Here is a 21338-nt window from a genome sequence, read left to right on the forward strand (position 1 = left end):
ACTTAATACTAACAAAGTATATACGTCGTCTTTACTAAGCGCTACTCACAGAACACTGCAAGGCGGGCCTGCGCTATGCCAAGACCTGTCGGAAAACATTTGTTTTGCGACAGGCTGTCAGCCGCCGCTGTGCTACCTGTGCAACACCCCCTCAAAAATGTACGGAAAACTCTATCGCTATTCACTATTATGCGGAAACCTGTTTTTGATGGTTATCCGCCTATGTTGGTTGGCTACATGCGCGTGTCGTCGGACTCCGACCGCCAGAGCACGGACTTGCAGCGCGACGCGCTGCTCGCCGCCGGCGTCGATCCGCGTCACCTGTTTGAGGATCGTGCCTCTGGCGCGAAGGATGACCGTGCCGGCTTGGCGCGGGCGCTTGAGTTCGTTCGAGCCGGCGATGTGCTGGTGGTGTGGAAACTCGACCGGCTCGGTCGCTCGCTGTCGCACCTGCTCGCCATTGTGACTTCGCTCAAGGACAAGCGGGTGGCGTTCCGCTCGCTGACAGAGAACCTGGACACTACGACGCCCTCGGGCGAATTCCTGTTCCAGGTGTTCGGTGCGCTCGCGCAGTACGAGCGCGCCTTGATTCAGGAGCGCGTCGTCGCGGGCTTGGCCGCCGCACGCAAACGCGGCCGGATCGGCGGCCGGCCGCAGGCGATCACTGGTGAGAAGCTGGACGCCATCGTCGCCGCGCTCGATGGCGGCATGTCTAAGGCGGCGGTGTGCCGCAACTTCAATGTCAAGCGCACTACGTTGATCGAAACATTGACGCGAGCAGGTTGGCGTGGTGCGGGAAGGACGGTCGATGAGCAACAAGAATAAGCTACTCACCGTCTTTTCTGACGCAGAGCAGGAAGCCTTGTACGGCCTACCGGACTTCGACGATGCTCAGCGGCTGGAATACCTGGCGTTGACCGAATCTGAACTGGCGTTCGCCAGCAGCCGGCCTAGCCTGCAGGCCCAAGTCTATTGCGTCTTGCAGATCGGCTACTTCAAGGCCAAGCATGCTTTCTTCCGCTTCGATTGGCATGAGGTCGAGGACGATTGCGCCTTCGTGCTGAGTCGCTATTTCCACGGCGAAGCGTTCGAACGCAAGGCGATCACCAAGCATGAGCACTACAGCCAGAGGGGTCAGATCGCCGAACTGTTCGGCTACCGGTCGTGGGCGGCTAGTTTCCTGCCGCAACTGGCACAGCAGGCTGAACAGATCGTGCGGCGCGACGTAATGCCAGGATTCGTGGCCGCCGAACTGATCGTTTGGCTCAGCGAGCACAAAATCATCCGGCCCGGCCACACCACCTTACAAGAGCTGGTCAGTGAAGCCCTGTCCACCGAACGCAGGCGCTTGGGCGGCTTGCTGGCAGAAGTGTTGGACGAATCGGCCAAAGCTGCGCTGGGCCAGCTCCTGGTGCGTGACGACACCCTGTCTCAACTGGCAGCGCTCAAGCAGGACGCTAAAGATTTCGGCTGGCGTCAGATGGCAGGGGAGCGCGAGAAGCGCGCCACGCTGAAGTCCTTGCACGGGATCGCCAAGGCGCTGCTGCCCAAGCTCGGCATCTCGCAGCAGAACCTGCTGTACTACGCGAGCCTGGCGAACTTCTATACCGTCCATGACCTGCGCCACCTGAAGGCGGAGCAGACCCGGCTCTACCTGCTGTGCTATGCCTGGGTACGTTACCGGCAGCTCACCGACAACCTGGTCGACGCGATGGCCTTCCACATGAAAAAACTTGAGGACGAGAGCCGCACGGGTGCGAAACAGTCCTTTGTCGCCGAACAGCTGCGACGCCATCAGGAAACGCCGCAGGTTGGCCGCCTGCTGTCGCTGTACGTGGACGACAGCGTGGCCGATCCGACGCCGTTCGGCGAGGTGCGCCAACGCGCCTACAAAATCATGTCCAGGGAATTGCTGCAAAACACGGCGCAGCGCATGAGCGTCAAGCCACTGAACAAACTGGCGCTGCACTGGCAGGCGGTGGACGGCCTGGCCGAACGCATTCGACGCCATCTACGGCCGCTGTACGTCGCGCTCGACTTCGCCGGCACGGCCCCCGATAACCCATGGCTCGCGGCGCTGACTTGGGCCAAGAGCGTGTTCGCCAAGCAGCAGCGCCTATCACAACGGCCACTCGACGAATGTCCGGCGGCAACGCTGCCGAAACGCTTGCGTCCGTACCTGCTGATGTTCGATGCCGAAGGCACGCCGACAGGCCTGCATGCCGATCGTTACGAATTCTGGCTTTACCGTCAGGTCAGGAAACGCTTCCAGGCGGGCGAGCTCTACATTGACGACAGCTTGCAGCACCGGCATTTGTCCGACGAGTTGGTTTCGATGGACGAGAAAGCCGCCGTGCTCGCGCAGATGGACATCCCCTTCCTGCGGCAGCCGGTCAGTGCCCAGCTCGATGCACTGGCGGCCGAGTTGCGTGCGCAATGGGTGGCGTTCAATCGCGAGCTGAAACAGGGCAAGCTGACGCACCTGGAATACGACAAGGACACGCAGAGACTGACCTGGCGCAAGCCCAAGGGGGAGAACCAGAAGGCGCGCGAGCAAGCTCTCTACGAGCAACTGCCATACTGCGATGTCGCCGACGTGTTTCGCTTCGTCAACGGCCAGTGCCAGTTCCTGTCGGCGCTGACACCATTGCAGCCACGCTATGCGAAGAAGGTAGCCGACGCCGACAGTCTGATGGCGGTGATCATTGCCCAAGCCATGAACCACGGCAACCAGGTTATGGCACGTACCAGCGACATCCCGTACCACGTCCTGGAGAGTACCTACCAGCAGTACCTGCGCCAGGCGACGCTACATGTGGCCAACGATTGCATCAGCAACGCCATCGCCGCACTGCCGATCTTCCCGCATTACTCGTTCGACCTCGATTCGTTGTACGGTGCCGTTGATGGGCAGAAATTCGGCGTCGAGCGACCAACTGTGAAGGCGCGCTACTCGCGCAAATATTTCGGCCGCGGCAAGGGCGTCGTCGCCTACACGCTGCTGTGCAATCACGTGCCGTTGAACGGCTACCTGATAGGCGCACACGAGTACGAGGCTCACCACGTGTTCGACATCTGGTACCGCAACACGTCGGACATCGTGCCGAGCGCGATCACCGGCGACATGCACAGCATCAACAAGGCCAACTTCGCCATCCTGCACTGGTTCGGACTTCGTTTCGAGCCGCGCTTCACCGACCTCGACGACCAGTTGCAGGAGCTGTATTGCGCCGATGATCTGGCATTGTACGAGAAATGCCTGATCCGGCCGGCTGGCCAGATCGACCGGCAACTCATCGTCGGTGAGAAGGCGAACATCGACCGAATCGTCGCCACACTGGGCCTGAAGGAAATGACGCAGGGCACGCTGATCCGCAAGCTGTGCACCTATACGGCGCCGAACCCGACGCGGCGCGCAATCTTCGAGTTCGACAAGCTCATCCGCAGTATCTACACACTGCGCTACCTGCGCGACCCGCAACTGGAGCGTAATGTTCACCGCTCGCAGAACCGCATTGAGTCCTATCACCAGCTACGCTCGACCATCGCCCAAGTCGGTGGGAAGAAGGAATTGACCGGCCGCACCGACATCGAAATCGAGATCAGCAACCAGTGCGCCAGGCTGATCGGCAACGCGATCATCTTCTACAACTCGGCGATCCTGTCCCTGCTGCTGACGAAGTACGAGGCAGCTGGCAATGCCAAGGCGCTGGCGTTGATCACGCAGATGTCGCCAGCGGCCTGGCGGCACATCCTGCTGAACGGGCATTACACCTTCCAGACTGACGGCAAGTTCATCGACCTGGATGCGCTCGTGGCGGGACTGGAGCTGGGCTGACGGAAATTTCTGGGATTCCGGCGTACAACCCCTTCTTGGGTGTCACGCCATATCAGCGCGTATCGCGCGTAGATCGCTACGAGCATCTAGTAGGTGTCGTTCCTAACAATGTGCTGGCAAAACTTGCAGGCGTCTCACCAGCTCGCATTGCGGATATTCGCAAGCGCAAAGATTCAAAACGCGAACCGTCTTAACACTTGAGGGGCCAACTCACCTGGCCAGCCCTACATCAATCGCCAAACACCCTCAGCCAAACAATAACAGCCTGACACTTGGGGGGCCGATTCGATCTGTTCTGTCAGTACCGAGCTAACAAAACGGACCAGTTAGGTACGGATCTGCATTGATCTCTACTGACACTTGGGGGGCTTTTTTTGTTTTCGACGCACACGCGGCCAATACCTGGTCAACACGAACAAGCCCCGGCCGGCAGGATCAGCATCAACAATCGCTTAACACTTGGGGGGCTTTTTGACCTGGACGCACGCACGGCCGGCACCTGGTCAACCACCACCAAGCCCCGGCCGGCAGGATCGGCATCAACAATCGCTTAACACTTGAGGGGCTTTTTGACCTGGACGCGCGCACGGCCAGCACCTGGTCAACCACCAACAAGCCCGGCCGGCAGGATCGGCATCAACAACCGCTTAACACTTGGGGGGCTTTTTGACCTGGACGCACGCACGGCCAGCACCTGGTCAACCACCAACAAGCCCCGGCCGGCAGGATTGGCATTGACGTTCTGCCAACACTTGAGGGGCTTTTTATTCTAAAAGGCAGCTCGATGCACGATCCGACCACCGACCAAGAACCCACCTCCCTTCTGGTGTACCCATCATGGGACTCTAACGCGCAAGAAGCCTTCTAGCCTTGCGGTTTCTTGGAAGCGACGATGCAAAGGGGGCTTTTTCCCTTTGCGTAGCGAAGCGATCAAGGCGGCGCGAAGCGACGTTGACTGCCTCCGGGGTGAAGGACGCTTGYGGCCGAGGGGCAAAGCCCCTGGGGGGATGGGAGAGCCGCTTGCGGCTCGGGAGGGATCGAGAAGGGGGGTCTCCCCCCTTCGGCGCGGTTGGTTAAAAACAGGGTTTATAGATAAGGGTTTAAAGAAGGGGTTCAAAAGAAAGGGTTAGGTGCACGGCGAAAAGGCTCTCAAACCATTGATTTTGCAGGGGTTAACGCCAGAATAGCGGCCCCTCAAGTGTCGGTAGCCTGGCCCCTCAAGTGTCGGCATTTGTGCCCCCGATGTGTTAGGTCGGATGCCCCTCATGTGTTAGCAGGTAGCCCCTCAAGTGTTAGTACAAAATGGTGGTTATCCACGCGGTTATCCACAAAAACGGTGGATAACACCCTGTTGGTAGCCGCGATTTCGATCAAAAAGGCTTGACCTAATGCCTAGCTCACGGTTTTAGCGATTCTGAGGCCGAAAAAAGGGGGGCTTAGCCCCCCAAGTGTTAAGTTCCGCCTTTTCCTGGCCCCTCAAGTGTTAGGAGTTGCCCGAATTGTCCCGCATTTGTCTCCACCACTAGCGAACGCAGTGGATGAAATCCTTCTCGACCCATGTTTTCTCAACCAGACCTATTTCCTCCAGCTCTTTGCATGCCTCCCTCGACTGCTCGGCCCATTTCTTCTTGCGGGTAGACTCTGATCCGCAGATGAGGCGGAACGTCTCCAGCTTGAGTGGGTAGGGGGTTGCGTGCGTCACGAAATAATCGAACATCCGGCGTGCGGTAGGGGAAAGGGTTCGGTACTTCGACCACATAACTTTCGAGTAATGATCGTTGGCAAACAGCACGACCAGATACGGGTCAAGCTGGGCCTTGCACACCGCTCTCTTTTGACCGTCTTTCTCTATGTCAAAGTCGCCTAGCAGTGAAAGGTTTTTAAGCGTGCTGTGCCGTGGGGATTTGATCGAAAAGCACGTTGCTTTGAGCCGCTTTAGGCAGCTTAGCGCCCGGTTGTAATAGAACTTGTTGATGTGCCAACCAAGATCGGTGCAGAGCTGGTAAAGCGTGAATTCCACACCCCGGCCCAGCGGTGAATGCTTCGCGTACTCTAGGATCTGCTGCCAAACCAATTCATCATCGTCTGCGCGCAGCTCAATCCCGGTGTACGTGATTTCAATCTCTTGGTTGTAGTGGTAGATCAACTTGTCTTCGCATGCTGCTCTCTTTTGCCCCTTGTTCCTGGTAGTGAAAACAGCCGATCGGCCCCAGTCATTCGGGATAGCGCGTAGGTCGTCGTCCCACGGGGCTACTTGAAATAGCGACATTTCCATTTGTTGCATTTCAGTGATGGCCGCTACCATCTTTTCGTTGTTCTTCCGCTCTTGTACTGCATCCGCAATATCGTCAATCGGTGTCCGGAGTGATTTCTTGGACGTGCCTTTTGTGGGTAGGCCGGCAAGCTCTGGTTGCTTGCGTGTACTAAGGGCTGCGTCCAGGTGGTCGGCTACGGTGCGTTTCTTGGGGCGAGCGGCTACCGCGGCCGGCGCATCGCTTGCGCCTGGTGACGGTGTAGGGGCATCGAAATCAATCATGCTGGATTCGGTCACTGCTGTAGCAATAGCAGGAACCGATTGGACGCCAGGCAGGGAAGTCGCTGCAACATAAACAGACTTTGCAGCTTGCAACGCTGCCTCTTCGGGCGACAGCCCGGTTTTCACCAGCTCCGCAATGTGCTTTCGAGCGGCGTTTGTTAGGTCGGCCATTGTCACTCCTTTACATATAAACAGCCGGCTAAATCCGGCTATGTCACCCCGTGCCGTGCAAATCTTACTCGCCTGTGCCTGCGGGATCACGCCAAATAGAAAAATAGCGTTTACCGAAACTACGCACAAAATGTAAGATGGCCGTTATACGGGAGACGATTTGCTAACCAAAGGATACTTTAGCTAAAGAATCTTCAACGGTCAAGAATTTTAGCGGCTAAAATTAGCCCTGCATCGAGGCGCCGACCGACTGTGCATAATGCCATTTTTTTTACTAACGTCCTGCGTTTGCTGGGTGAGCGGGGCATGACCAAGCATGAGCTAGCCAAGCTCACAGGCGTCTCTATTTCTGTTCTATCTGAGATTACAAACGGGAAGGGCAACCCCACCCTCAAGACCCTTGCGGCCATTGCTGAAGCCCTGCAAACGCCATTGCCCATGCTTTTGGAGTCCACCGACTTAGATAGCAAGGTTCTGGACGATGCCGCAGGGACTCATGTGCCATCAAGCCTACCACCCGGCTACTGTCGTTATTGCGCGACTCTGACCAATCACCAGGCGTTCCAGGTGCGTAAGTGGCACGAGTACAATGTTGCAAAGATCCGGGAAAAATCTAACGCGCCATAACATCAAAAATTTTAGCGGCTAAAACCAAGGCTCCTAACAAGGGGTCTTTTTTTTCAGCCCTGATTGGTGTTTGGCACAACCGGTCGCCTGCCTGGCGCAAGCGGTCGGTGTTTTATGAATAGCGCGGGATGCGTGCAGCGATAAAGTCACGGAAGGCAAAGTGAAGTTTTTTATCATTGATAAAAACGATGCTGAGTTATTGCCCTTAACTAAGTTTCGGTATATCGTTTGCCACATTCGCACCTTTGACGAATTTGGAGCAAACGATGAGTGAACATAACGGCGACTTGGAAACGGTCAAAAAGCGCGTTACTGAGCGCCTACGCCGCGACTTGGGGCCTTTGGTTGAGGGCGCGCTCAATGACCCAAAAACTACCGACATCCTGCTGAATGCGGATGGGCAGCTCTGGCTGAAACGTTTGGGTGAGCCGAGTCGTGTTATTGGGGAGTTGGAGGCATGGCGCGCAACTTCTGCCATGAAAACGCTCGCCGGTTTGCTCGGTAAAACCATCGGGGCAAAAGAGCCAATCCTTGACGGCGAACTGCCATTCGGCAACGAGCGTTTTGCCGGCCAGCTTCCGCCAGTAGTTTCGTCTCCGTGCTTTGCGATCCGTAAACCCGCCATCAAGGTCTTTCCGCTCGACAGCTATGTCGAACAGGAAATCATGACCCAAGCGCAATGCGACGCCATCAAGAAGGCTGTACGCGAACACAAGAACATTCTTGTGATCGGCGGAACAGGCTCGGGCAAGACAACTCTCATCAACGCCGTCATTCAAGAAATGGTCGATAACGATCCGAATGAACGTGTGTTCATCATTGAGGACACGGGCGAAATCCAGTGTTCCGCCGTCAACTGTGTTCAGTACCACACCACGCTTGAAGTCAGCATGACTGACTTGCTCAAAACGACCCTTCGGATGCTGCCTGACCGAATCATCGTCGGTGAAGTCCGTGGTGCAGAAGCGCTCGACCTCTTGGACTCTTGGAACACCGGCCATGACGGCGGCGCGGGCACGCTCCACGCAAACACTGCCGAATCTGCCTTACAACGCCTCAAGTCCCTCATCACCCGCAACAAGCTCGCTCCAACCGATATTGAACCGCTGATTGCTGAGGCGGTTCACGTAATCGTGCAAATCAACCGGAAGTCAGAAGTCCGCCGAGTAGAAGCGATTCTCGAAATCGTCGGATATGAAAACGGCAACTACATCACCAACACCCTCTAGGAGTAACACCCATGCAAAACAAAACTTCCCGCGTTAACAACAAGGCACTTTTCGCCGCAGGTGCAGCGCTGATGATGCTTCTGAGCGCTCATCCCGCGTTCGCGTCCAGCACCGCTGGGGGCGGTCTTCCTTTTGATGACTGGTTTACAACCATCCGCTCGTCCATCACTGGGCCATTCGCCTTTACCGCGTCGATTGTCGGCCTGGTTGGCGCCGGTGCCACGTTGATTTTCGGCGGCGATATGAACGGCTTCCTGCGCACCTTGATCTTCATCGTCCTGGTGTTGTGCTTCATCGTCGCAGCACAAAACACCTTGTCGGCCATCACCGGCCAAGGCGCTGAAATCACCGCTGCGCACGATATGGCCGCGAAGTCTGCCGACTGGATCACCAGCAAGGTCGAGGCTGTTCGCTCGGCTGCTGCTCGCTTGGTAGTGGGAGCGTAAACCCCATGGCACTACGCAAGATCCCTATTCGTCGGGCCGGCAATCGCCATAACCTTTTCATGGGTGGGGATCGTGAAATGGTTATGTTCAGCGGTTTGCTGGCCGCCATCTTGGTCTTTGCTGCGCAAGATTGGCTGGCCTTTTTCCTGGGCGTGGGCATGTGGTTCGCCTCGCTTTGGATGCTGCGCAAGATGGGCAAATCTGACCCTCTTATGCGTTTTGTCTATCTGCGCAACCGCCGATACAAGCCCTTTTACCCGCCGCGTGCCACTCCCTTCCGCGAAAACGGCACCTCTCAAGGGAAGCAATACAAATGATTGAATCACTGCTCATCGCAATTGCGGTCGTGGGCGTCCTGTTGGTGCTGTTTTTGCTCTCGCAGGTACGCAAGGTCAATGAAGACCTTCGACTCAAAAAACATCAATCAACCGAAGCTGGCCTTGCCGATCTTCTCAATTACGCTGCTGTCGTCGATGACGGCGTGATTGTTGGCAAGAACGGCTCTTTCATGGCTGCGTGGCTGTACAAAGGATCTGACAACGCCAGTGCAACTGATGTAGAGCGGGAAATGAACTCGTTCCGCATCAACCAGGCGCTGGCCAACATGGGCAGTGGCTGGATGGTTCACGTCGATGCAGTCCGTAGGCCAGCTCCGAACTACAGCCATCCAAGCCAATCGAATTTCCCTGACCCGGTATCGGCAGCAATTGACGAAGAACGTCGCCGTACCTTTGAAGGTCTGGGCAATTTGTACGAAGGCTTCTTTATCATCACCGTAACGTGGTTCCCGCCAATGCTTGCCGAGCGCAAGTTTGTCGAGCTGATGTTCCATGACGATTCAGATAAGCCAAACAACAAAGCACGCACGCATCACCTGATCGACTTCTTCAAAAAAGAGGTCAAAAACATCGAATCGCGCATGTCTTCCGCTGTATCCATGGAGCGCCTGCGTGGTCAAAAAATCATGAATGAGGACGGGTCAACCGTCACTCATGATGAGTTCCTGCAATGGCTCCAGTTCTGCGTTACCGGCATCAATCATGCCGTGATGCTGCCTACCAATCCGATCTACATCGACAACCTGATTGGTGGCAAAGAGCTGTATACCGGCGTAACGCCAAAGCTGGGCCGCAAGTTCATCCAGGTAGTCGCCATTGAGGGTTTTCCTCTGGAGTCCTCGCCCGGAATCCTGACGCGCCTTGCTGAGCTGCCTGTTGAATACCGCTGGTCAAACCGTTTCATCTTCATGGATCACCATGAGGCTGTGTCGCACCTGGAGAAGTTTCGCAAGAAATGGAAGCAGAAGATCCGGGGCTTCTTTGACCAGGTATTCAACACCAACGGTGGCACCGTCGATGAGGACGCCGTTTCTATGGTGGCCGATGCTGCATCGGCTATCGCTGAAACCAATAGCGGCATGGTTGCGCAAGGCTTCTATACCAGCGTCGTAGTGCTGATGGACGAAAGTCGTTCAGTGGTGGAAACGGCCGCGCTCCAGCTTGAAAAGGCTATCAACGGGATGGCGTTCACCGCTCGCGTCGAAACCATCAACACCATGGATGCCTTCATGGGTTCACTGCCAGGCCACGGCGTAGAGAACGTGCGCCGGCCTCTCATCAATACGATGAACCTGGCCGACTTGATCCCGACAAGCACCATCTGGACCGGCGAGAACTTCGCACCTAACCCACTGATGCCGCCTAACTCGCCGCCGCTGATGCACGGGCTTACCAGTGGTAACTCGCCTTTCCGAGTCAACATTGATGTGCGCGACTTGGGGCACACCATCATGTTTGGCCCGACTCGGGCTGGTAAGTCTACGCACCTGGCAATCCTCGCCATGTCATGGCGTCGATACTCCAATGCCAGGCTGTTTACATTCGACAAGGGTATGTCGATGTATCCGAGCTGCAAGGCTGCTGGGGGGTCTCACTACGTTGTGGCAGGTGCCGGCGAAAAGCTCGCTTTCGCTCCCTTGTCCAACCTGGTGACTCGCTCGCGCCGTGCATGGGCAATGGGCTGGATTGACGACCTGCTGGCATTGAACGACATCAAAACCACGCCAGAACAGCGCAACAAAATTGCCGAAACCATTCTTGAAATGGGCAAGGTCGAGGAAGAAACAGGGCGTCCGGGAACGCTGTCTGAATTCACCGCGATGGTTCAGGACAATGACATTCGGGCGGCACTCAAGGACTACACCGTTGACGGCCTTATGGGTCACTTGCTCGACGCGGAAGTGGATCAACTCTCTATTTCCGATTTCATCACTTTTGAAATCGAACACCTGATGGACTTGGGGGATCGCTACGCGCTGCCTGTCTTGCTTTACCTGTTCATGCGAATTCAAGAAGCGCTGGATGGTCGGCCAACCCTGATTATTCTCGATGAGGCTTGGCTAATGCTGGGTCACGAAGTGTTCCGCGAGAAAATCCGCGAGTGGCTTAAAACCCTGGCAAAGAAAAACTGCCGCGTACTGATGGCAACTCAGAACCTTTCTGACGCCTCTCAATCGGGGATTCTGGACGTCATTGTTGAATCCACGGCCACCAAAATCTACCTGCCGAATATGTATGCGCGTGATGAAGCAGCGACCGCGCTTTACCTCCGCATGGGCCTCAACCTGCGCCAGATTGAAATCATCGCTACTGCCCAGCAAAAGCGCGATTACTACCTGGTATCTGAGAAAGGCCGCCGCCTATACAGCCTTGCACTAGGCCCGCTGGCTCTCTCCTTCGTCGGTGCGACCGGCCCAGACGACATAGCAATCATCAAGAAGCTAGAGGAACAGCACGGCGATGCGTGGGTGCATGTGTGGCTCCGCGACCGTGGCTTGAGCCTTGATAACTACAGGAGTGCAGCATGAGCATTTTCAATCGCCGCAAAGGTGCGGAAACAGAAGTAGCCGGCGCAACTTTAGCCGCTAAAGAGAAAGTCAATAATCCGTATCTCAATGCTCGCCGTTCGTGGAATGGGCATGTGATGGGAGTTATGTCTTCTCTCCAGGTATGGCAGACCGTGGGGATCGTTTCCCTGCTAATTGTCATGGGGGCAGTAGGCGGCATTGCTCACATTGGCGCGCAATCAAAGATCATTCCTATGGTGTTCCAACAAGATGCCTCGGCCAACACGGTTTCCGTGACTTTGCTGGATCGGGTGCCTGATGCAGTTCTGACCGACTACCAAGCAGCGGTGACAAACTTCATCAGCAACACACGGTTGGTAACTCCAGATGTAAGCCTCCAGCGAAAAGCCGTGCTGGCCTCTTATGCGTACCTTGCCCCGCAAGATCCGGCAACGATGAAAGCCAATGAATTCCTCAATGGCTCCCCTGAGCGGAACCCGTTCAAGCGCGCGGAAAACGAAACCGTGTCGGTTGAGATTCGATCTGCTCTGCCACAAACCAAAGACACCTGGCAGGTGGATTGGACTGAGACAGTTCGCAGCCGTGACGGCTCGCTCAAAGGCAAGCCGTACAACATGCGAGCGCTCATCAACGTCTATCAAAACAAAGATATGTCAGTAGACAGAAACACTTTTGTGAACGGGCACTTCATCTTCATTCGCGACTTCAACTGGTCGAAACAACTTTAATCCTGGGGCGGACACTCCATATGAAAAAGACACTGATTTCCTCGTTAATTGCCGGCGTTCTCTTGCCAGGTTTTGTACAAGCAGCCGACAGCCAAGCGGATATGGCAAACAAGTATTTTGCCCCGGACACTGTGAAGCTGACCCCGCAGGAGCAAAAAGCTATCGGGATCGGCAAAAAATGGCAGACCGGCCAAGCGACTAGCAACGCGACACCAGGCGGCGACGGCGCCATTACCTTCCTGTATGGCAGTGGGCAAACCCAAGTGGTCTGCGCTGTGCTCCAGGTCTGCGATATCTCCCTGCAGCCTGGCGAGCAGTTCAACACGCTGAACGGTGGCGATCCTCGTTTCACCGTAGAGCCTGGTATCAGCGGCTCCGGTGCAGACCAAACCGTTCACTTGATTTTGAAGCCGCTGGACGTTGGCCTGGATACCGCGCTGGTCGTGATGACCGACCGCCGCACTTACCATTTCCGCCTGCGTTCAACTCGCAATGAAAGCATGCCTTACGCGCGCTTCATGTATCCCGAAGATGCTGCTGCCAAGTGGGCATCGATCCGGAATGCCGAGGCTAAAGACCGTCACGACAACACGATTCCGCAAACCCGGGAATACCTGGGTAACCTGGACTTTAACTATTCCATCGACGGCAAAGCGCGCTGGAAGCCAGTACGTGTGTACAACGACGGCACGAAAACCATCATTGAAATGCCGGATGGCATGCGTCAAAGCGAGTCTCCAACCCTCCTGGTAGTACGTCGCGACGGCGGTATTTTCCGCGATGCTGAAACGCAAATGGTCAACTACCGCGTCCAGGGCAATCGCTATGTGGTGGACACGATTTTCGACAAGGCAATTCTGGTTGCCGGCGTCGGATCGAGCCAGGACAAAATCACCATTGAGCGGGAGGCCAAGTGATGCGCAAAGTTCTCCTGATCTCGGCACTTATCGCCGGCTTGAGTGGGTGCGCAACAAATTCCCCATACGGGAATTATTCGGCAGCCCCGGCCGCGCATGACAAAAACATGGCGAGCGACACCGTTGCGCACCTTGTCACTATGTATCCGCCTGCGCGGACTCGCTTGAACATCATGCAGCCCACCGAAGATGCCTACGGAACGGCCTTGGTAGCGCTTCTGCGCGGCCGTGGCTACTCCGTGAACGAGTACGCGCCGGAAGCTGCCAAAAAGGTGCAGCCGGCTACTCAGGCGGCTTTCGCTCCCGGTGTAGACCTCCGCTATGTAGTTGACTCGCTCGCACCTGCCGCAGACCTGTACCGGGTCACGGTAGTGGTGGGCAATCAGCCGATCAGCCGAGCCTACATTCCACAAAAAAACGGGACTGTCGCAGCGGCGGGTTCCTGGGCGCGTAAGGAGTAATTGCCATGGCTGACACCGACCAAATGTCGCCGGATTCGTCGCCAGGCGCTTCCAGCAAAAAGACCGGCGTGCGCCGGGTGAACAACGTGCCTTTGATGATTGGCATTGCGGTTCTCGCGCTCTTTATGGGCCTTATCGCAATGGTGGCCGTCAAGCGTTCCAATCAAGCCAATGTGGAACATGCAGCTACCGCGCAAGGGAAGGGCGGGGATAGCTCTCTGATGGCTGCCGATATCGTTGGGGGCCGTGCTGACGGCCTGATCCCAGAGGCCAAAGCTGAACCGCCACTTTTGCCCCCGGCCGATCCGCAAGCACCTACAACGCCTAATGGCGTGCCTGTGGCTCGCGTAGAAAACCCGAATGCGCCACCGCAACCGCCTCGCGGGAATGGCGGCCCACGCTCGCCAGAAGATCAGGAAGACGAACAGTTGCGTCAACGGAAAATGCAGCTTTTCCAAACCGCAGTTGGAGCTAAAACGGCAATCACCCTGCCGGATCTGAGCCGTGTCGGCACTGGAACAACTGACGATACTCCGCAAACCCCTGACGAAATGGTTGATCGCATTGCGCAGGTTCGCCGGCAAATCGACCAGCAGCGCTCGACCGATCCGAATGCGGCCTATCAAGCCCAACTTCGCCAGGTACAAGGAAACATGGGCGGCGGTAGCGGTGGTGGTTACGGCGGCGGCCGTTCGGGCGGATCGTCGGGCATGACGCTGGCCTCGTCGCCCAGCGACACCGGTAAGGACTACGGCACTTTTGACGGCAACGGCAAAAAAGATCGTTGGTCGTTGAACTCCAAAATGGAAGCTCCAACTACACCGTTCGAGATTCGGGCCGGCGCTGTCATTCCTGGAATCATGCTGAGCGGCATCAACTCTGATTTGCCAGGTCAAATCATGGCGCAGGTTTCGCAGGACGTGTATGACACGGCCACCGGCAAATACCTGCTTATTCCTCAAGGGACTCGCATGGTTGGCACCTACTCCAGCGATGTTGGTTATGGTCAAGAAGGCGTACTGATTGCCTGGCAGCGCCTGGTATTTCCTGATGGCAAGGCTTTGGACATTGGAGCAATGCCAGGCGCAGATATGGCCGGCTACTCTGGCTTCCGTGACAAGGTGAATCATCACCTGCTACGGCTCTACGGGTCGGCGTTGTTCATGGCCGGCATCACCGCAGGCGCTTCCATTGCAACTCAGGACGACAACAACTCTGTTGGCTACCAACAACCTTCGGTTAGCAGCGAATTGAGTTCTGCGCTTGGGCAGCAACTGGGCCAAGTGTCCGCGCAAATCATCTCTAAAAACTTGAACATTTCCCCGACAATCGAAATTCGTCCTGGATATCGCTTTAACATTGTCGCTGTAAAAGACGTGACGTTCACCAAGGCTTATCAGTCGTTTGACTACTAACGCAAGGAGCAAGTTATGTTTTCTAAAAATTCCATTTTAGCGGCTAAAGTTTTCGCACTTTCCGCAGCAGTTAGTTTCGTAGTTTGCCAGCCGGCTTCGGCAGGCATTCCAGTAGTTGACGGCATGAATCTAGGACAAACGACTGTCACCGCAATAAACCAAGTTAAGCAAGTGGCACAGCAGGTTAAGCAATATGAGACTCAATTAAGGGAATACACAACTCAATTACAGCAATATGAAAACATGATACAAAACACCGCCGCACCGGGCGCTTATATCTGGAGCGAAGTTAACAGCATAATTAACAAAGTTGTATCCGCCCAACAAACCCTTGAATATTACAAAAACCAGTCCGGGTCGATTGACCGGTACTTGTCAAAATATGAAAACGTCAATTATTACCGAAATTCTCCATGTTTCCAGGATAGCGGATGCTCTGACAGCGAGCGGGAAGCTCTGGAAACTCGCCGTGCTGAAAATTCAGAAGCGGTGCAACGGGCAAACGCGGACGTAATCAGAAGTGTCGATCAGCAACAACAGACGCTGAACGCTGACGCCCAAAAGCTGCAACAGCTCCAATCTCAAGCCACGGGCGCAACCGGACACATGCAGGCACTTCAAGCGGCTAACCAGTTGGCCGCAGCGCAGGGCAATCAGCTTCTGCAAATCCGCGGCATGTTGCTGGCACAGAATCAGGCCGCAGCAACCTTGGCTCAACAACAAGCCGACCGCCAGGCTCAAGAAGATGCTTCGTCTACGAAGCTGCGCGAAAAATCCAACATCACCAGGTCTGAGCCGTCTACCTGGTCGTTCAAGTAACTAAGGGGTATTTATGCAAATCAAACGCCTTGTAACTGCGTCCCTGTTAGTTCTCCTTGCAGCCGTTAGCGGCTGCAAGGAGGAAAAGGACGAAGTAGCCAGTCCAAATTGCTCCAACCCGGCAATTGCAAGTGATGCGTCCAAGTGCCCGCGCCAGGACGGCAATATTACTCGTAGCCAGCCGAAAACCTGGTCAATGGATAGCGAGAAAAAATGATGAAAATGACCAAGCCAGGAAAAGCCACTTGTGCGGCGGCACTAGCCGTACTTGGCTTGTTTCTCATCCCCGAAGTAGCGCTTGCGGCTGCTGACACCGGAATCATGGATTCGGTGATGGGCAGATATCAACAAGCCGCAAGCGCCTGGGGCGCCAGGATGGTGTCCTATGGCTCCTGGATCTTTTGGGGGCTTGCTCTAATAAGTATGGTTTGGACTTACGGCATGATGATTTTGCGTAAAGCGGACATTGGTGAGTTCTTTGCTGAAACCATTCGTTTCTTTGGCACGCTGGGCTTCTTCTACTGGATTCTATTGAATGGCCCTGCAATATCTGACGCCGTTATCAAAAGCATGTGGATGATGGGTTCAGCCGCAGCAGGGGGAGCGTCGAGTTTCACGCCTTCTGGAATCACCGATATTGGCTTTGACATCTTTTTCAAAGCTCTTGATGAATCATCGACGTTCTCTCCGGTAGACAGCGCTGCTGCAATTATAATTTCTGGCTGTGTCCTGGTCGTGCTGGCACTTGTGGCCGTAAACATGCTTTTGCTGTTTGTTTCTGCGTGGATTCTTATGTACGGCGGAGTTGTTCTTCTTGGCTTCGGTGGTTCCCGTTGGACTTCCGATATAGCTATCACCTATTACAAAACAGTCCTGGGGATCGGCGTGCAACTCATGGGGATGGTGCTTCTTGTTGGTATCGGTAAGACCTTTATTGACCAGGCATACGCCGGGATGAGCGAAGGCATCAACCTAAAAGAGTTGGGCGTGCTGGGTATCACCGCAGTGGTATTGCTGTATCTAACTAACAAAATCCCTCCAATGCTGGCCGGGATCGTTGGTGGTGCGTCTACTGGTGGGGTCGGTGGCTTTGGTGCCGGTGCAGCTATGGGCGCAGCCGTCGCCGCCGCTGGTATCGCCGCAGGTGCTGCCAGCGCAGGTGCGTCTATGGCCTTGGGCGGCGCCGCTAACGTTGCCGGCGCAGGATCGGCACTCAAGGCCGCTTTCCAATCCGCCCAAGAGAACATGGGTGGTGGTGGTGGCAGCGGCGTAGGTGGCGGCGCGGGTGACACTGGCAACATCGGCGGATCTGAGGGCGGCGGTGGCGGTGGTGGCAGCGGTAGCGGTGGCGGCTCTAGCTTTGGTCAGGCTATGGGCACCGCTGGGCGCTTCGCGGCTGATATGGCTGGCAGCTTGGCAAGTGGCGCGAAAGAGGGCCTATCTGCAAAAGCATCCTCGATGGCAGCCGCAGCTAATGAACGAGTCAGCAACACAGTGGGCGGCAAGCTCGCATCTGAAATCAATGGTACTGCCGGCCAGGCTCGCGCAGACCAACAAACCATGGCGCAGGCTGCCGCAATCAATCAGCAACAAGCTCTCCAGGAAGCCCGTGACGTTGTTGCTCAACACTCCAATCCAGCGCCGGACGTAGCCCCTCAATTCGACGGCGACAGCGTGGGTAGTGGCGGCAACAACAATGATGAAATTAACGCATTCGTTAACGGAAAAGCATAAGGACATAAACATGAAAAAAGTTATTAGTGCCACGTTAATTACTATCGCTTTAGCAGCCCAAGCCGCACCGGCTTTCGCTAAAGACCCATGCGAAACCGTTCTTTGCATGGCTGGAATGCTGCAAGGGGAGGGCACCGTTGACGGCTGCGACAGCCCGGTTAAAGACTTCTTCAGCATTGTCAAAAAGAAGCATGGCAAGTTCAAACCTGATGCAACTCAGGATGCCCGTAGGGAGTTTGTCAACCAGTGCGAAAGTGATAATGGCTGGGGTGACAAGATTGCCGATAAGTACGGCAAAGTTCGGATGTGAGGTAAGACATATGCCATTTCTTGATCTGCCACCACAAATGCAAGAGCGCGTCGTTTGTTCCGTTACGGCCGCCATCAAGTACGAGGTGCCCGCGAACCTGGTTCTCGCCGTGGCAGAAAAAGAAGGCGGCAAACCAGGCCAGCGGGTGAGAAATTCCAACGGCACTGATGACGTAGGAGCTATGCAGTTCAATACCGCCTACCTGCGCGATCTGGAGCGTCAATACGGCATTACGGCTGATGACGTTGCGCAGGCAGGTTGCTACTCCTATGACCTGGCCGCGTGGCGGCTGCGTGGTCATATCCGCAATGACTCCGGCGATTTGTGGACGCGCGCAGCTAACTACCATTCACGCACCCCCCAATACAATGCGCCGTATCGGGCCGATCTGATGAAGCGGGCTGAAAAGTGGGGAACCTGGTTGTCTGAACGCTTCGTTACCTACGATCCGAATGCAGCCGGCACACCGGCCATCGTCGCCGGCACGGCGACGGTCGAAGGGACGCCAAAGGAAAAGGCTGTAACCATTACTCAAGCCGCGATCACGGCAATGGCGGAACCTGTTCAGGCGGCACCGAAAAAAGTCACTGTGACCCACCACCGAGGCTACAACCAGGCAGCCGAACGCGCATTGGCAGATATGTACGCACCTGGAATGGTGAAATAGGGTAGGGGCCATGAATCAGATAGCAGCTCGCATTGCCTCCTGGCCTCGGCCGGAAATTGCCAATGGCACCATCGAGGCGTTGAAATGGCTCGCCCTGGTGCTGATGATTGGCGATCACATCAACAAATACCTCTTGAACGACACCGTAGCCTGGCTGTACGACGCTGGCCGCCTGACAATGCCGTTGTTCGTTTTTGTTCTGGCGTACAACCTGGCTCGTCCTGGAGCACTTGAGAGCGGCGCCTATCGTCGCACCATGATTCGCCTGGCTGTTTTCGGTGCCTTGGCTTCACCGGCATTCCTGGCACTCGGGGGCCTGGTCAACGGTTGGTGGCCGCTGAATATCCTCTTTACCCTGTTCGTCCTGACCGCCACGCTGCGCCTACTCGAAATGGGTCGGCCTCAAGGCTACCTGGCTGCTGGGTTGGCCTTTGCCCTAGGCGGTAGCCTGGTTGAGTTTTGGTGGCCAGCTCTGGCCTTTGGCGTAGCGATCTGGATCTACACAAAACAGCCATCAGTGCCGGCACTGATCCTGGCATTTGTGTCTTGCGCTGCACTTGGATACATCAACGGCAACCAATGGGCGCTGGCCTCGATCTTGATCTTGTTGGTTGCGCCATTCGTGGCCCTGCCGTGCCCTCGGCTACGTTGGTTCTTCTACGCTTTTTATCCCGCTCACTTGACCCTGATCTGGCTCGCGCGAATCCCAATGCGCCAAGCTGGGTATTTGTTCTTTACATAATTTTCAGCCGCTAAATGGAGTTATAGAAATGGCACTATCAGACGTAGAAATCGGCAAGCTCTCCATATATCTGAGAGAGACCATCAAGGGGTTTTTCTTAGAAAAAAAACAGGCCGGCGAGCCTGGTTATGACTTCGAAATGAACGACTCAACACTTGCAACCATGTTGCTTACATCGTCTCCAGAATCGTTGGATGACAAAAGCCCGGACGGCTATGCAGCGTTGCCCGTAGAGGACAAGCACAGCGTTATCGAGCGCGCTTTGCAAGTCCTGACGCCTGGTACCGGGCTGACGTTCGACGAGCCTGAAAATGGCCTGTGGGTTCGCGTGTCGCTGGCACATGAGGGCCGGACACCTCTAGGCCAGGTCGAGGACTACAGCTGGATTAGGCTTAGCTCGATTGACCAGGTGATTCCAAAGGTCGCATTCGGGACGGGGCAGGATAGTCGCGGGTGGGGTTGGAACCTGATGGTGAAGACAAACGGCGGGGATACCTACTACGCAAGCGATATGACTTACCGGGGGGAATTGATCCAGTACCCACAAGGCGTACTGATTTCAGCGATCAACTCTGCGGTAAAGGCTGAGATTCAGCCCGATGCGCTGCCCAAACGCGCTTAACCTGCGCCTCGCTGCAACCGGCCAGCCTTGCTGTTTCTGCAATGGTTTGGCCGGCTTTTCTCAAGGCCACAATACGGCCGTGTAGGGCCTTGTTAGCGCGGCGCCCTTTGTACTTCCCCTCTTGCTGCGCCAGGCGAATACCCTGCCGCTGCCGCTCCCTTCGATTCTCCCAGTCGTCACGCGCGAGCTGTAGCGTGACCTTCAATAGCAGCTCCTGCATCTGCTCCAGGATGACTTTAGCAACGCCTGTGGTGCTATCGCTCAGGTCGCTAAGATCCACCACACCTGGCACGGCCAGGCGTGCGCCCTTGTTGCGGATGGTTGCAACCAATTGCTCGGCTTCGACCAGCGGCCCCCGGCTGAGCCTGTCCATTTGTTCCGCGATCACTACGTCACCAGGTTGAAGATCCTCGATCATTCGTAGCAGCTCCGGCCGGTCGTACCGAACGCCAGATTCGGTATCGCGGTAGACGCCGGCAATGTAATAGCCGGCCTGCCGTGCAGACTCGGTGATAGCTTCTTGACGGCGAATATCTTGTTCCTTGGTGCTAACCCGCATGTAAATGCGGGCGACTTTCATAGGTCCAGCTCGCATGGCAGGTTTATCCCCGAACAGTGACTTAACTTAATGGTCATTGGCGACCTCCTTGTCTTTGGCTATAGCCAATTTGGGTATACTCATATGAACCATATACTACTATCCTGGCTCATTACAGCAATACGGATCTATAAGAGCCGGCTCACTCAGCCGCACTTAAATGACCCAGATGAGCGTCAACATCTCCCTCTGGTGATCGATAGCCCAACAAGACGCCTCCCGTGCGGATAAGCTCTACACCGCTGAAGATCAGATACGCGACGGCGGTGCCGTTTCAGCGCCTTGCCAACCACTGCGTTATCACAAGGAATTATAAGTGTCCTACCTGGCCAACATTAAAAACGCACTTAGCACTTACGCCACTGAAACTGATGACAGAGCCATAATTCTCAAGGGGGCCTGGGGTACAGGGAAAACACACCTATGGGAGCAAGTGGTATTAGAGAAGCGCGATTCATTTAAAAAACGCAATTACTCATATGTATCACTGTTTGGCATTAACAATCTTAAAGATTTAAAAAGAACCCTATTTGAGAACAAGGTGCTTTCTGACAAGGCTCATTTAGGTCCAAATTAATCAAGCCTAGCAGACAATATTAAAGACCTCGGTAC

21 protein-coding genes are annotated in these 21338 nt (G+C 55.5%); 19 read left to right on the top strand and 2 right to left on the bottom strand.

What is annotated here, in order from left to right; translation table 11 throughout:
• Positions 1 to 222 precede the first annotated feature (222 nt).
• Complete coding sequence (locus AC1DSG_RS00585; protein ID WP_010465829.1) at positions 223 to 825, top strand: recombinase family protein; 603 nt, start codon at positions 223 to 225, stop codon at positions 823 to 825.
• Positions 809 to 3838: a Tn3 family transposase gene (locus AC1DSG_RS00590; protein WP_010799689.1), complete on the top strand. Its 3030-nt coding sequence runs from the start codon at positions 809 to 811 to the stop codon at positions 3836 to 3838. The genes AC1DSG_RS00585 and AC1DSG_RS00590 overlap by 17 nt, the downstream gene beginning before the upstream one ends.
• A gap of 1522 nt (positions 3839 to 5360) precedes the next feature.
• On the opposite strand, the gene trfA is transcribed toward AC1DSG_RS00590, so the two are convergent.
• The gene (gene trfA / locus AC1DSG_RS00595; protein WP_477789122.1) at positions 5361 to 6545 is read right to left on the bottom strand and encodes a plasmid replication initiator TrfA; all 1185 of its coding nucleotides are present in this window, start codon (positions 6543 to 6545) and stop codon (positions 5361 to 5363) included.
• 252 nt (positions 6546 to 6797) lie between these two features.
• Here trfA and AC1DSG_RS00600 point away from each other — a divergent pair, with 252 nt between their 5' ends.
• The 16 genes from AC1DSG_RS00600 (at position 6798) to AC1DSG_RS00675 (ending at position 20128) form a co-directional block, all read left to right on the top strand.
• Positions 6798 to 7172, top strand: coding sequence for a transcriptional regulator (locus AC1DSG_RS00600; protein WP_120266781.1), 375 nt, complete (start codon positions 6798 to 6800; stop codon positions 7170 to 7172).
• Positions 7173 to 7438: 266 nt separating this feature from the next.
• Positions 7439 to 8401 carry a P-type conjugative transfer ATPase TrbB gene (gene trbB / locus AC1DSG_RS00605; RefSeq protein ID WP_477789123.1) on the top strand — a complete coding sequence of 321 codons (963 nt, stop codon included), beginning with the start codon at positions 7439 to 7441 and terminating at the stop codon, positions 8399 to 8401.
• 11 nt (positions 8402 to 8412) lie between these two features.
• On the top strand, positions 8413 to 8847 hold the full coding sequence (locus AC1DSG_RS00610; RefSeq protein ID WP_477789124.1) for a TrbC/VirB2 family protein: 435 nt from the start codon (positions 8413 to 8415) through the stop codon (positions 8845 to 8847).
• Between the two features lie 5 nt (positions 8848 to 8852).
• Positions 8853 to 9164 carry a conjugal transfer protein TrbD gene (locus AC1DSG_RS00615; RefSeq protein WP_086799782.1) on the top strand — a complete coding sequence of 104 codons (312 nt, stop codon included), beginning with the start codon at positions 8853 to 8855 and terminating at the stop codon, positions 9162 to 9164.
• Complete coding sequence (locus AC1DSG_RS00620) at positions 9161 to 11713, top strand: VirB4 family type IV secretion/conjugal transfer ATPase (RefSeq protein ID WP_477789125.1); 2553 nt, start codon at positions 9161 to 9163, stop codon at positions 11711 to 11713. The genes AC1DSG_RS00615 and AC1DSG_RS00620 overlap by 4 nt, the downstream gene beginning before the upstream one ends.
• On the top strand, positions 11710 to 12441 hold the full coding sequence (locus tag AC1DSG_RS00625; protein ID WP_477789126.1) for a VirB8/TrbF family protein: 732 nt from the start codon (positions 11710 to 11712) through the stop codon (positions 12439 to 12441). Before AC1DSG_RS00620 ends, AC1DSG_RS00625 begins: the two co-directional genes overlap by 4 nt.
• Before the next feature lie 20 nt (positions 12442 to 12461).
• Positions 12462 to 13358 carry a P-type conjugative transfer protein TrbG gene (trbG, locus tag AC1DSG_RS00630; protein WP_086799791.1) on the top strand — a complete coding sequence of 299 codons (897 nt, stop codon included), beginning with the start codon at positions 12462 to 12464 and terminating at the stop codon, positions 13356 to 13358.
• A complete protein-coding gene (locus tag AC1DSG_RS00635) occupies positions 13358 to 13819 on the top strand; it encodes a conjugal transfer protein TrbH (protein WP_477789127.1) in 462 nt (153 codons plus the stop codon). The genes trbG and AC1DSG_RS00635 overlap by 1 nt, the downstream gene beginning before the upstream one ends.
• A gap of 5 nt (positions 13820 to 13824) precedes the next feature.
• The gene (locus tag AC1DSG_RS00640) at positions 13825 to 15234 is read left to right on the top strand and encodes a TrbI/VirB10 family protein (protein WP_477789128.1); all 1410 of its coding nucleotides are present in this window, start codon (positions 13825 to 13827) and stop codon (positions 15232 to 15234) included.
• A gap of 15 nt (positions 15235 to 15249) precedes the next feature.
• Positions 15250 to 16053, top strand: coding sequence for a P-type conjugative transfer protein TrbJ (gene trbJ / locus AC1DSG_RS00645; RefSeq protein ID WP_477789129.1), 804 nt, complete (start codon positions 15250 to 15252; stop codon positions 16051 to 16053).
• Positions 16054 to 16066: 13 nt separating this feature from the next.
• The gene (locus AC1DSG_RS00650; RefSeq protein ID WP_153438230.1) at positions 16067 to 16270 is read left to right on the top strand and encodes a hypothetical protein; all 204 of its coding nucleotides are present in this window, start codon (positions 16067 to 16069) and stop codon (positions 16268 to 16270) included.
• A complete protein-coding gene (gene trbL, locus AC1DSG_RS00655) occupies positions 16267 to 17787 on the top strand; it encodes a P-type conjugative transfer protein TrbL (RefSeq protein ID WP_477789130.1) in 1521 nt (506 codons plus the stop codon). The genes AC1DSG_RS00650 and trbL overlap by 4 nt, the downstream gene beginning before the upstream one ends.
• Positions 17788 to 17797: 10 nt before the next feature.
• On the top strand, positions 17798 to 18097 hold the full coding sequence (locus tag AC1DSG_RS00660; RefSeq protein WP_477789131.1) for a TrbM/KikA/MpfK family conjugal transfer protein: 300 nt from the start codon (positions 17798 to 17800) through the stop codon (positions 18095 to 18097).
• A gap of 10 nt (positions 18098 to 18107) precedes the next feature.
• Positions 18108 to 18764 (top strand): transglycosylase SLT domain-containing protein, encoded by a 657-nt coding sequence (locus tag AC1DSG_RS00665; protein ID WP_477789132.1) that lies wholly within the window; start codon positions 18108 to 18110, stop codon positions 18762 to 18764.
• A gap of 10 nt (positions 18765 to 18774) precedes the next feature.
• Complete coding sequence (locus tag AC1DSG_RS00670) at positions 18775 to 19506, top strand: TraX family protein (protein WP_477789133.1); 732 nt, start codon at positions 18775 to 18777, stop codon at positions 19504 to 19506.
• A gap of 28 nt (positions 19507 to 19534) precedes the next feature.
• Positions 19535 to 20128, top strand: coding sequence for a hypothetical protein (locus AC1DSG_RS00675; protein WP_477789134.1), 594 nt, complete (start codon positions 19535 to 19537; stop codon positions 20126 to 20128).
• Here the strand turns inward: AC1DSG_RS00675 and AC1DSG_RS00680 are convergent.
• Positions 20073 to 20708: a recombinase family protein gene (locus AC1DSG_RS00680; protein ID WP_477789135.1), complete on the bottom strand. Its 636-nt coding sequence runs from the start codon at positions 20706 to 20708 to the stop codon at positions 20073 to 20075. The two genes, AC1DSG_RS00675 and AC1DSG_RS00680, sit on opposite strands and share 56 nt — an antisense overlap.
• A 334-nt stretch (positions 20709 to 21042) precedes the next feature.
• Here AC1DSG_RS00680 and AC1DSG_RS00685 point away from each other — a divergent pair, with 334 nt between their 5' ends.
• Complete coding sequence (locus AC1DSG_RS00685; protein WP_477789136.1) at positions 21043 to 21303, top strand: P-loop NTPase fold protein; 261 nt, start codon at positions 21043 to 21045, stop codon at positions 21301 to 21303.
• Positions 21304 to 21338 lie beyond the last annotated feature (35 nt).

It is taken from the genome of Pseudomonas sp. P5_A12 (assembly GCF_056400685.1).